This is a genomic window from Stappia sp. BW2 (genome assembly GCF_008107695.1).
Lineage (GTDB): Bacteria > Pseudomonadota > Alphaproteobacteria > Rhizobiales > Stappiaceae > Roseibium.
Window position 1 is genome coordinate 964,420 of sequence record NZ_VIRG01000066.1, and the last position, 12,329, is coordinate 976,748.

The following is a 12,329-nucleotide window of genomic DNA, read 5'->3' on the forward strand; positions in this document are numbered from 1 at the left end:
TCATCGCTTCTCCCCCTTCCCTTCTCCCTTTTCTACATTCCAACCAAGCGCAAACCGCTGACCTCAGGGATAGCGCGGTGAGGCCGTCTCATGATCAAGGCTTGCTCATTCCCCTTCTTGGCGCTATCGCTCGGCCATGAGCGAGAGAGAATTTGAAATCACCACGCTCGGCCACCGTGGTGACGGTGTTGCCGAGACGGAGACCGGGCCGGTCTATGTGGCCGAAGCCCTGCCGGGCGAAACCGTCCGGGCCAAAGTGGTGGACGGACGCGCGCAAGATCCGGTGATCGTTGCAAAGTCGCCGGACCGGGTCGAACCGGTGTGTCGGCATTTCCACGCATGTGGCGGCTGCTCCGTGCAGCATCTTGCAGAAGAGCCATATCTGGCCTGGAAACGCGGGCTTGTCGAAAAGTCCTTGCGTGATCGCGGTATCGAGACCGACGTCTCCAGCACGATTGCAGCGACAATGGGCGGACGCCGCCGGGCTGTTCTGACGGCCACCCGCGCCGGACGCCACACTTTGCTAGGCTACCATGAAAAGGCCAGCCACCGGCTGGTCGATATTTCCGAATGCCCCGTGCTGGACCCTGTCATCGTTGAAGCGCTCCCCGGCCTCAAGTCGCTTGCCTCGGAAGTTCTGCCGAAAAAAGGCGAGCTTCGGATGACCGTGCTGGTGACCACCACCGGTCTGGATGTCGCGCTCGACAAGGCCGACAAGGGATATGAACGCAAGATCCCGGCCCTGTCGCAAAAGGTCGTCGATCAGAACCTTGCCCGGCTTTCGGTCAATGGCGAAGTCATCCTGGAGCTGCGTCCGCCCCTGCTCGACATGGGCGGCATCGGCATTGTCGCCGCCCCCGGCGGCTTTGCCCAGGCAACGCTGGCGGCGGAACATGCGTTGTCCAAGCTGGTTCTTGAAGGCGTCGGCAAGGCCAAGGCCATCGCCGATCTCTTTTCCGGTGTCGGCACATTCGCGCTCAGGCTCGGCCAGCAGGCCAATGTGCACGCGGTGGAAGGCGATGCAGCGGCACTGGCCGCCTTTGACAAGGCCCTGCGCAAACCTCAGGGCCTGAAGAAGATAACATTCGAACGGCGGGACCTTTCTCGCAGACCCCTGGTGAAGGAGGAGCTGGACCGTTACGACGCCGCGGTTTTCGATCCCCCGCGTGCCGGCGGCCAGGCCCAGGCAGAACAACTGGCCCTTTCGACGGTCAAGACGATTGTTGCCGTCTCATGCAATCCAGCGACGCTTGCCCGGGATCTGCGAATCCTGCTCGACGGCGGATATGTGCTGCAAAGCGTCACACCAGTGGACCAGTTCCACTTTTCGCCCCATATTGAAGCGGTGGCGGTGTTGAACAGACCTTGATAGGGGAGTGAGCCATGAGTGCGGCGGATGAGGAATTCGGACCTGTCAGAGGACCCCGCAGCCTGCCGCCGCTTCTGAGCCTTGCCCGCCGAACGCGCTATGCGCTTTATCAAGGCTCCCGCGTTGCGCTCTACACCCTGCATTCCGAAGCCATGCGGCGGATGAACCGGGACCTCCAGAAAGAGCTTCCGGAAACACCGGAGGTGGTGCCGACAGGCCCGGTGCCGAGCCAGAGGCGCATGCTGGCGGACATCGTCAAGCTGTTCGCGGACGATCTGAAAGCCGTCGAGGACGGGCTTTATCCACTCCCGTCCGACGGCACGATGACACCGGGCGAGCTGATTGCGACCAGTCGCGCCTTCTTCAAGGATGTGCCGGAGGTTGCTCGGCGACGGGCGAGCGGTGCGCACCAGGAAGTGAATTCCACCGAGGGATTTGCAGCCGCCCTCCCCCGCTATTATCGGCAGAACTTCCATTTTCAGACCGACGGCTGGCTGTCGGAGGAAAGTGCCCGGCTCTACGATTTCCAGGTGGATGTGCTGTTTTCAGGCGCCACCGCCGCGATGCGTCGCAGGGCCCTTGTTCCGCTTGCAAAAATCTTGCGCCGCAAGGATCAGCGCCGCGTTTCCTACCTGGACATCGCCTGTGGCACCGGCGGTCTCTTGCGGCCCGCCCTGGCCGCTTTTCCGCGCCTCAAGGGCACGGGCATCGATCTGTCGGAACCCTATCTCAATGTTGCCCGGGAACGCCTGCCGTCACGCCGCGCCGGGTATGTCTGCGGTCTCGCCGAAACATTACCGTTCGCGGACAATTCACTCGACGTCGTGTCCTGCGTCTTCCTGTTTCACGAACTGCCGCCGAAAATCCGCAGACAGGTCATGTCGGAAGTGGGCCGCGTTCTGAAACCCGGCGGTTCGTTTCTTTTTGTCGACAGCCTGCAGACCGGAGATGTGCCGGAATATGACGGTCTCCTGTCGGTCTTTCCTCAGCTTTTCCACGAGCCGTATTTTACGTCTTATCTCAGCGAAGACCTGACGGGGCTCGCGAAGGCGGCAGGGCTAGAACAAAGCTGGATGACTCCGGCCTTCGTCTCCCGCGTCGCGGAGTTTATCAAAAGCGACTGATCTTTCAGTATCACTGAAAAATTACATCTCTTCCCTTGAGACTGAAAATATTCGGGCGTATATCCGAGATTATGAGATTGGATCTATGGCTCTTGCAGACCGGGGAAAACCGCAGCGCCTTTGCGCGCCGCGCCAACCTTTCGCCTGCCTCCGTTACGGCCCTTTGCAACGATCCCAATGTCTGGGTCTCGCGGGACATGGCTCGCAAGATCGCAATTGCCACCAATGGTGCCGTAACCCCCAACGACTTTCTCGGACTGTCTACAACCAAGGAGCATCCCGTGTCCCAGGCCCGTGTCGCAGAAGCAATCCGCGCATTCGAACGTGGAGAAATGGTGGTCGTGACTGACGATGATGACCGCGAGAACGAAGGCGATCTGATTGTCGCTGCCGCCAAGGTCACGCCGGAACAGATGGCCTTCATGGTGCGTCACACGTCCGGCATCATCTGCGCCCCGATGACGGTTGCTCACGCCCGCCGCCTGCGGCTCGATCCGATGGTCTCCGAAAACGACGCTCCGCTGGCAACGGCCTTCACCATTTCCGTCGACTACCGACAGGGACTGACCACCGGCATTTCAGCCGAGGAACGCTGCTCCACCGTACGCGCGCTCGCAAACCCCAATGTCGGCGCTGACGATTTCGTCCGTCCCGGACACGTCTTCCCGCTTGTGGCCAAGGAAGGCGGCGTCATGATCCGCTCCGGCCATACGGAAGCTGCTGTCGACCTGTGCCGTCTCTCGGGCCTGGAACAGGTCGGTGTCATCAGCGAACTGGTCAATGACGACGGCACCGTGAAGCGTGGCCAGCAGGTGGCCGAGTTCGCAGCGGAGTACGACCTGAAGATGGTTTCCGTTTCCGACCTGATCGCCTGGCGCCAGCGCACCGAGAAGCTGGTGGAGCGGGTCAACGAACAGCCGGTTGATACGGTGTTCGGTCCGGCCTATGCCACCACCTATTCCACTCCGTACGACCCGATGCACCACCTGGCCATCGTCTACGGCGACATTCTGGACGGCCGCAACGTGCCGGTGCGCCTGCAGCTGGAATCCGTGCTCGACGATGTCTTCGGAGAAGGCCGGCCACTTGACCCGATCATGAAACATTTCGCGGAACGCGGACGGGGGATCATCGTCTATCTGCGGGAAGGCTCGGTCGGCGTTGCCCGTCAGTCGAAGCGTTCAAGATCCGACTTTGAGGCCGCCGATACCGAAGAACACAGCTCCGCACAAGCCAGACAGGAACAATGGCGTGAGGTCGGGCTTGGTGCACAGATCCTGAAGGACCTGGGCGTCACTTCCATTCGCCTGCTAGCCTCCCGTGAGCGCCATTACGTTGGTCTGGAAGGGTTTGACATCAAGATTGACGAAACAGAGATCCTCGATATCTGAGGATCCTTCGGAAGGTGCCTTTCATGGCGGCGAAGAAAGAGGCAATCGAACAAGAGGACAAAGCAAAGCCGGTCCCGGAGCCTTTCGCCGTCGGTTTCAACCGCAGCCAGAGCGAAAGCATCGTCTACGGCAGCCTTGTCCTCGGCATTCTGTTCGCCGTAATCGGAGCCGTCGGCAGCCTTCCACTGCTGGCCCTTGCCGCCCTCACGCCTCTCGGCATCGCCTATTGGCATTATCCGATGATCGAGAAAGGCATACCTCAGCTCGGCGCCAACGAGGACGGCCTGTATGTGGAGCGCATCGGCTTCATCGACTGGGCAGCCATCCGGGCGGCCGACATCAAGCGAACGTCTGTCCGCTCCATCGAACTGGTCCGGCTGGACGTGCTTCTGACCCGGTCACTGGAGGATGCCGTCGTGAAGGCACAGACCGTTCCGGTCTGGAAGAAATTCATGATGCGCAACTGGAAAGGCACCCGACGCGAGCACGGGCAGGACCTGATCGCAATCAACCTGCACACGCTCGCCGCTGACCCGGAAGAAATCCTGAGCCGCATCAGGGCCTTCATGTTCGCCTGATGCGCGGCCAGGCCTGACAGTCAGCAGCCCGGCAACTGCCTGAGCGCTGTGGGTAAAGAGGCTGATCGCGGCCACCCTGTCCGGAAAGACCGGAACAGGGATGACCGCACAAAGGCAATTCGCTGCAGCCTTACATCAGGTTTTCCTTGAAGAATTCGATCGTTCTCTGCTCTGCGAGCTTTGCCGCCGCTTCGTCGTAACGCGGCGTGGTGTCATTGTGGAAGCCGTGGTTCACGCCCGGATACATATGGGCCACATAGGTTTTGCCGTTGGCCTTCAGAGCGTCCTCATAGGCCGGCCAGCCCGCATTGATGCGCTCGTCCAGCTCGGCATATTGCAACATCAGGGGCGCTTTGATCTTTGAGACATCCGCGGCATCCGGCTGACGGCCATAGAAGGGCACTCCGGCAGCAAGCTCGGGATAGGCCACCGCAATGGCGTTGACGACACCACCGCCATAGCAGAAGCCGACCGCACCAACCTTGCCGGTGCTGTCATCGCTGTTGAGCAGATACTCAAACCCCGCGAAGAAGTCGTTCATCAGCTTGGTGCCGTCGACCGTTCGCTGCAACTCGCGGCCCTTGTCGTCCGTTCCGGGATACCCGCCGACGGAGGTCAGGCCGTCAGGTGCCAGCGCCATGAACCCGGCCTTGCCGAGACGGCGAGCGACATCCTCGATGTAAGGGTTGAGACCCCGGTTCTCGTGTATGACCAGCACCGCCGGAAGCTTTCCCGTGGCGCCTGCGGGCTTCACCAGATAGCCTTTGACTTCGCCATGGCCGTTCGGAGACGGGTAAGTGATGCGTTCGGTGACGATACCGGCATCGTCCGGCGCAACCTGCTGGGCAAGCGCATAGTTCGGCGACAGCTGGTCGAGCAGCATGGCAGCCGTCAGACCACCGACCGCGAATTTTGCGGCCCCGTTCATGAACTCGCGCTTGGTGATCTTTCCATGCGCGTAGAAATCATAGAGATCGAGCAGTTCCTGGGGAAAGTCTTTTGCCGTCATACGGCGCACCGGCGTCATTTCATTCATGTCATCACTCCCTGAAATGCATGAGACGTCATGCTGGAGATAAAACTAGGGAGATGACCGGCAAGGTCCATGGCCCTTGCCTTCCGGAATTGTAACGAGTTGTAACCCGCAGTGTCTGCTGGTCAGCCGATCTGGCCGCGATGACGCAGGAAATGGTCAGCCAGGACACAAGCCATCATCGCCTCGCCCACCGGCACCGCACGAATGCCCACGCAAGGGTCGTGACGACCCTTGGTCATGACATCGACCTCTTCGCCCTTGCTTGTGATCGACTTGCGTTCGGTCAGGATCGATGATGTCGGTTTGACCGCGAAGCGGACGACCAGCGGATCACCGTTGGAAATCCCGCCTAGAATGCCGCCGGAATTGTTGCTCAGGAACACGGGACGGCCGACATCGTCCAGGCGGATCTCGTCGGCATTGTCCTCGCCGGTCAGGCTTGCGGCATCGAACCCATTGCCGACCTCGACGCCCTTGACCGCGTTGATCGACATCATGGCCGCAGCAAGATCCGTGTCCAGCTTGCCATAGATCGGCGCACCCCAGCCGGCCGGCACGCCTTCGGCAACCACTTCGATGACCGCACCGACGGAAGATCCAGCCTTGCGGATACCGTCCAGATAGTCCGCCCAGAAGGTAGCAGCCTCAGCATCGGGGCAGAAGAAGGCGTTGTTGTCGACTTCCGCCCAGTTCCAGTTGCTCCGGTCGATCTTGTGCGGTCCGATCTGCACCAGGGCACCGCGAATGCTCACGCCCTGCAGCACCTTGCGGGCGACAGCCCCGGCGGCTACACGCATGGCCGTTTCACGCGCCGACGATCGGCCACCGCCCCGATAGTCACGAATGCCGTATTTGGCATTGTAGGTGAGATCGGCATGACCGGGACGGAAGCGATCCTTGATGTCGGAATAGTCCTTCGAGCGCTGGTCGGTGTTTTCCACGAACAGCGAAATCGGCGTACCGGTGGTTTTCTGAATGCCATCCTCATCGACCATGACACCGGACAGGATCTTGACCTCATCCGGCTCGCGCCGCTGCGTCGTGAAGCGGGACTGGCCCGGCTTCCGCTTGTCCATGAAGCCCTGAATATCGATTTCCGTCAGCGGAATGAGCGGCGGGCAACCGTCGACCACGCAGCCGATTGCGGGACCGTGGCTTTCGCCCCAGGTGGTGACCCGGAAAAGATGACCAAAGCTGTTGTGCGACATGAACGGGGACCGAGGTTAGCAAATGAACTTTCAGGCGCCGAGCGATACGCCATCACGCCTGCAAGCTCAAGCCCGCAGCCCGGAATAGGGCATTTTTAGGTGGGCGCATACGCTCACCGGTCCTGCTGAAATTGAAAACAAGTAGATTTCGACTGGATGCTGCGATCATTGACCAGGGTTTTGCGTGCTCTGCTTGTACGACACTGGAAAGTTCGCAAATGGCTCGTGAAAATTCGACCCTGGATTTGCTAATCCTTAAACCTCTACCACTATTACACGTTGAGGATGAATGATAATCACGAGGCATACCGTTGCGGATCAGGGGCTGGCTAACTGGACTGATCGTGTTCCTGCTGGCACCCAGCCTGGTGTTTGCCTCGCTCTGGTTTCATAACAGGTTCGACAAGGTAAATTCGATCGACACCAGCCTTGCCGGGCTTCACCTGATTGAAGCACTGGGACCGCTGCTGAAGGAAAAGGCGCTCACCGGCAAGATCAGCAGCACGCCGGTCAACCTGCGTGAGCACCTGGAAGAGCTCGAGGAGAGCGAACGGTCCGCAGATCTCATGCAACCGCTCGATACTTTCCTGCAAGATAACGACGTTCCCCTCGCCCTTCGTCAGGGGCAAACCCTTGCCTCGAAGATCTCCCAGATCACCAGGCTGAGTTCGACCTCTTCCTTCGAAGCCGCGAAGCTTCCGCAGTTCATCACCGACGTCTTGCCGACGGTGGTCATTCAGTCCGCGATCCTGGCGAAAAACGCCCAGAAGATCCACTCCCGGGGTGAGATCAATGTCTGGGACAAGATGGCGATCCCCGTGCAGGGCGGTCAGTACAAGATTGCCGCCGACGGTGCCGCACACGATACGGTGGAATATTTTTTCGACCTGACCGGCGAGCAAGCCGAACTGCTGCAAAAGCAGGCCGGGGTTTTCCGAGCAACCAACATAGCGTTCCAGACCGTCGGGTCGAAACTGCTCACATCGGCGATTGTCGCCGAACGAGGCGAGGATGTTTTGTCCCAGCCGGTGGTGAGAATGCAGCCGGCCCTGGTGAATGCCGCTTTTGCCTTGTGGCAGTCCACGGTGGACTATCTCCTGTTAGACCTGGAGCGGCAGCGGTCGGAAACACTTTTCGCTGTCACCCTTGCCGGGCTTGTCGGTGGACTGGTGATCGTCGCGGCCTTTGCCATAGCCATCGCCCTGTCACGTGCACTTGCCGACAAGACGCAGCAGGAGTTTGAAAGCCTCGGCTTTCATGACCCATTGACCGGCCTGCCAAACAGGCGAGCCCTGCTGAACACCATTCGAAACCTGCCCCCGGCGGAACCCGGCCTGCAAACCGGCGCCATCCTGATTGATCTGCGAGAGTTCAAGAAGGTGAACGACCGGTTTGGCGACCACAACGGCGATTCTCTGCTTCGGCAGGTGGCCGAGCAGTTGAACCAGCACGCCGAGCCGGATGACTTTCTGTGCCGGACAGGCGGGACCGAATTTCTGCTTTTGCGCCCACAGCTCAAAAGGGTGGCCCGTTTCGAGCAACTCGCCTTCACGCTGCTTCAGGAAATTTCAAGGGACCGGGTCATCGGCAACAACAGATCTGCGGTCGAAGCCAATGCGGGCATTTTCATCAGCTGTCCCGGCGATCAGATCTCCGATCATATTCTGACTGACGCGGCCCTCGCCCTAAGGGCCGCGAAGCAGAAGGGGCCAGGCAAGTTCAGCCGGTTCACACCAGCGATGCGCACAGCCTTCGAGGAAAGCGACCAGATTGCCGCAGAACTGCAGAACGCCCTGAAGGAAGGCAACATTGTCGCGTGGTTCCAGCCTCAGGTGAATATACACACGGGCGAAGTCGTTGGCGCTGAAGCCTTGGCCCGCTGGATAGACAACGACACGATCCGCTACCCCGGCGCCTTCCTGCCGACAGCCATGGAAGCGGGATATATGGAGCATATCGAGGACGCGGTGCGTAGCCGTGCGCTGAACTTCGCCGCCAGCCTCAGTGGCAAGACGCGATCCACCATGCATCTGGGGCTCAACGTCACCGCCAGCCTCCTGACAAGCACCAAAGCCGTGGACGTGCTCCACGAACAGGTGATGAACCTTGGCCTGAATCCGGCCCACGTCAGCCTTGAAATTCTGGAAGCGGTGATGATCGACGAAGTCACGGCGGCTCCGATCAAGCAGAACATCGCGCGACTGTCCCAATTGGGTTTCTTCATCGAGCTGGACGATTTTGGAACGGGCCATTCCAGCATTTCCAGTCTGCGCGATCTCAAAGTCGACCGGGTCAAGATCGACCGCAGCTTCATTTCCGGTGTCGATACCAACCCGGCTCTGCAAAAGTTCACCTGCGCATTGATCAACCTTGCCAAGAGCCTCGACATCAGCGTCCTTGCCGAGGGCGTGGAAACCGAGGGCGAGCGGGACTGGCTGAAACGCAACGGCTGCGATGTCATCCAGGGCTTCCTCATATCGCAGGCAATGCCGGAAACCGACCTCGCAACGATGATCCTCAAACAGGATTTCGTTTCCTGGGAGCCCGCTCTCGAGGGGCAAGGCCCGCTGCGCGGTCAGGCCTGACCGGCCGCTTTCGCAGTCATTTCCGCCTGCCGTTTCTTGAATTCGGCTGCGGCAAAGGAAAATCCGCCGTCCGCGCCGTCAACAAAGTGAATATGCCGGCTGTTGCTGATGTCCTCCACGAAGCAAGTCATCAGCGCTGATGCGGAAACGTGAAGTCCGTACACAAGATCACCGGCCTCATAACCGGCTTTCAGATAGTCTTCGACATTTCCAAGCTGCTCGGGCGTCAGATCCAGAACGAGTTGCAGGCTGTCGCCGACCTTGCGATGGTCCGTGTTGAGGCCTAGCTCCGGAAAGTACCGCTTCGGGTCGAACGGCCCGATACGCCAGCCGGTATGATGGCTGATCATGAAGACAACCGATTCCAGCATCGCCTTCGCCCATCCGCGAAAGTGCCTGCCCGGAGATCCGAGCCGCACTTCATGGCCCGTTCCGGTTGGCGGAAACCGAAAGCGCAGGCGCGTCTTGTCCGCAAGTCTTGTCCGGCTGTCATCCGTCGAAGGGTCGTAGCCGAGTTTGTCGGCAAGTCCTTTAAGGATCTCCTGCATCGGAATGCGCCCGACCGGTTTGACGATGAGAGACACGATATGGCCGTGTTGCGAAGGAAGCGGCTCCCACCGGCAGGACAGCCCGTCAAGCGGTGGCAAAGCGGCATCGGGGATCGAAACCGCAAATTGCCGTGACTTCTCCTGATCTTTCAGGATGTGATCGGCGATCGCCAGCCCGTCTCCCAGGATCATGGCAAGGTGATTGCCGGGGCTGAGGCGGTATTTGCGCACACGGACATCGCCGCCCAGCCCTCTCAGATGGGAGACCGGGATAGCCGCCGCACGCAACTCCAGCTCCATGACCTGGCGCGCCAAGACGACAACGCCCGCAAGCGCCTCACAGGCAGCCTTCACATCGTGTTTCGGCACGAGCAGCATCGCGCCGTCTCCGCCGAAAACAAATGGCACACGGTCACTGCCGATCCGGTTCAGGACTGCCGCAATCGTCGCGGCTCCGACCATGTTGACTTCCTTGTACCGGCCCTGCGCAACCGCATCGCTGGAGCGGACAATATCTGTGGCAAGAGCGTACCAGTCGTCCGGCACGGGGCGATAATCGGCCAGATCGCCGACGGTGCTGAAATCTGAAAAGCTTGGCAGCTCACTGTAAAACTCATTGGCGGACACGGCACCTCACCTAGATTTTCTCCGGGCTCCCTTGCATTAGCTGTTTTCTTTTACGCTGCGGTCGTCCCGACCGATCACCGCGCTGGGTCTGTCCGGCGCAGAAGTTTCCGCTGCGGCATCAGCCACTCTTTTGCAGTGTCGACGATCACAAGAGAAACTACATGGCCTGTCTACAACAAAGTGATCCGTGCGAGCGGCAACATGTATGTCGAAAGACTGAAGCAGACCGAACAGCTTTGTGCCCTGCTTCAATATGGACGCCAGATACCCTTGAACACCTGCGATGCCTGGAGCTTCAGACAGCCTCGAACGTGCCGTTGCGCCAGACAAACACCTTGTCCTGCGGCACATCCAGCTTGGGCACCACATCCGTGTCCAGACCTTCCAGCAGACCGCGCATAACGCGGAAGACGCCACCATGGGAAACGACAACAGAAGGCCGGTCGACGGTCACCAGCCAGCGGGCGATCCGCTCCGTCAGCATCTTGTAGCTCTCGCCGCCGGGCGGGACGAAGCCCCACTTGTCGGCACGGCGCTGCAGAATGAGATCCTGTTCCTCATCCGCGAGTTCTTCCAGCGTGAAGCCTTCCCAGTCGCCGAAAGTGATTTCCTTGAGCTGGTCCTCAAGGCGGTAGGCCTCAACCGGCAACCCCATCGACTGGCGCAGCAGCTCCATGGTGGACCGTGTGCGGTAAAGGGGTGAGGCAACAAAATTCAGCCCGGCCGGATCGATTGTCTCGCGCTCCAGAAACGCCTTCAGCCTCTCGCCATTGCCACTTGCCTGGGCGCGTCCGGTCTCATTGAGCGGAATATCCTTCTGCCCCTGCATGCGCCCTTCGAAATTCCAGTCCGTTTGTCCATGGCGGACGAAGACCAGGAACTCCGGATCGTGCAGCTTGGGCAGCAGGCCGGATTTCAGGGCGCTCAGCACAGAAGTCATGTCAGTTTCCGGAAAACGGGGTCAGCTCAGAGGAACAGGGCTTACTCAACAGAAAAATGGCCGGTTTGAAACCGGCCATCCGAAACGATCAATCCTTGACGACGGAAATGTCCGGGGCGTCCACCGCCTTCATGCCGACGATGTTGTAGCCGCAGTCGACGTGCTGGATCTCGCCGGTCACACCACGGCCAAGGTCGGAGAGCAGGAACAGGGCGCTGTCGCCAACTTCCTCGATCGTGACCGTGCGGCGCAGGGGTGAGTTGTATTCGTTCCACTTCAGAATATAGCGGAAGTCGCCGATACCGGAGGCGGCAAGCGTCTTGATCGGACCGGCAGAAATCGCGTTCACGCGAATGTTCTGGGGACCGAGATCCATCGCCAGATACTTTACGCTGGTTTCCAGCGCAGCCTTGGCAACGCCCATCACATTGTAATGCGGCATCACCTTTTCGGCGCCGTAATAGGTCAGTGTCAGGATGGAGCCGCCATCGGACATCAGCTTCTCTGCGCGCTGGGTGACAGCGGTCAGCGAGTAGCAGGAAATATCCATGGTGCGGGCAAAGTTGTCGGAAGACGTATCGACGAAACGGCCGGTCAATTCGGATTTGTCGGAAAAGGCAACTGCATGAACGAGAAAATCGATCTTGCCCCATTTGTCTTCCAGCGCCTTGAAGACTGCATCGATGGAGTCGCCATCGGTGACGTCGCAATGGCCCACAACGATTGCGCCCAGCTGGTCTGCCAGCGGTTCAACACGCTTCTTCAACGCATCGCCCTGGTAGGTCAGTGCCAGTTCTGCTCCCGCGTCGGCCAGTGCTTTGGCAATGCCCCAGGCAATTGACTTGTTGTTTGCCACACCCATGATCAGGCCGCGTTTGCCATTCATCAGTCCGCGCGTTTCCGCCATCGTCGTCTCCGAAAGA

General features: G+C 59.8%; 10 protein-coding genes. 5 read left to right on the forward strand and 5 right to left on the reverse strand.

Going from position 1 to position 12,329, the window contains the following annotated elements; translation table 11 throughout:
* Window positions 1-136: 136 nt before the first annotated feature.
* The 4 genes from FMN63_RS15905 (at window position 137) to FMN63_RS15920 (ending at window position 4,462) form a co-directional block, all read left to right on the forward strand.
* On the forward strand, window positions 137-1,369 hold the full coding sequence (locus FMN63_RS15905) for a class I SAM-dependent RNA methyltransferase (RefSeq protein WP_148585010.1): 1,233 nt from the start codon (window positions 137-139) through the stop codon (window positions 1,367-1,369).
* 14 nt (window positions 1,370-1,383) lie between these two features.
* Window positions 1,384-2,493 carry a class I SAM-dependent methyltransferase gene (locus tag FMN63_RS15910; RefSeq protein WP_148585012.1) on the forward strand — a complete coding sequence of 370 codons (1,110 nt, stop codon included), beginning with the start codon at window positions 1,384-1,386 and terminating at the stop codon, window positions 2,491-2,493.
* A 71-nt stretch (window positions 2,494-2,564) separates the two neighbouring features.
* Window positions 2,565-3,884 (forward strand): 3,4-dihydroxy-2-butanone-4-phosphate synthase, encoded by a 1,320-nt coding sequence (gene ribB / locus FMN63_RS15915; protein ID WP_148585013.1) that lies wholly within the window; start codon window positions 2,565-2,567, stop codon window positions 3,882-3,884.
* A gap of 23 nt (window positions 3,885-3,907) precedes the next feature.
* Window positions 3,908-4,462 carry a hypothetical protein gene (locus tag FMN63_RS15920; RefSeq protein WP_148585015.1) on the forward strand — a complete coding sequence of 185 codons (555 nt, stop codon included), beginning with the start codon at window positions 3,908-3,910 and terminating at the stop codon, window positions 4,460-4,462.
* A gap of 130 nt (window positions 4,463-4,592) precedes the next feature.
* On the opposite strand, the gene yghX is transcribed toward FMN63_RS15920, so the two are convergent.
* Window positions 4,593-5,480: a YghX family hydrolase gene (gene yghX / locus FMN63_RS15925; RefSeq protein WP_148585607.1), complete on the reverse strand. Its 888-nt coding sequence runs from the start codon at window positions 5,478-5,480 to the stop codon at window positions 4,593-4,595.
* Between the two features lie 140 nt (window positions 5,481-5,620).
* Window positions 5,621-6,706, reverse strand: coding sequence for a chorismate synthase (gene aroC / locus FMN63_RS15930; RefSeq protein WP_148585017.1), 1,086 nt, complete (start codon window positions 6,704-6,706; stop codon window positions 5,621-5,623).
* Between the two features lie 344 nt (window positions 6,707-7,050).
* Here aroC and FMN63_RS15935 point away from each other — a divergent pair, with 344 nt between their 5' ends.
* Complete coding sequence (locus tag FMN63_RS15935) at window positions 7,051-9,291, forward strand: putative bifunctional diguanylate cyclase/phosphodiesterase (RefSeq protein ID WP_209001136.1); 2,241 nt, start codon at window positions 7,051-7,053, stop codon at window positions 9,289-9,291.
* Here the strand turns inward: FMN63_RS15935 and FMN63_RS15940 are convergent.
* From FMN63_RS15940 to fabI, 3 genes are all read right to left on the reverse strand, one after another.
* Entirely contained in the window at window positions 9,282-10,466 is a 1,185-nt protein-coding gene (locus tag FMN63_RS15940) for a DUF3095 domain-containing protein (protein ID WP_162855039.1), read from the reverse strand. The two genes, FMN63_RS15935 and FMN63_RS15940, sit on opposite strands and share 10 nt — an antisense overlap.
* Before the next feature lie 295 nt (window positions 10,467-10,761).
* Window positions 10,762-11,406, reverse strand: coding sequence for a histidine phosphatase family protein (locus tag FMN63_RS15945; protein WP_148585021.1), 645 nt, complete (start codon window positions 11,404-11,406; stop codon window positions 10,762-10,764).
* An 88-nt stretch (window positions 11,407-11,494) separates the two neighbouring features.
* Complete coding sequence (gene fabI, locus FMN63_RS15950; RefSeq protein WP_148585023.1) at window positions 11,495-12,313, reverse strand: enoyl-ACP reductase FabI; 819 nt, start codon at window positions 12,311-12,313, stop codon at window positions 11,495-11,497.
* Window positions 12,314-12,329 lie beyond the last annotated feature (16 nt).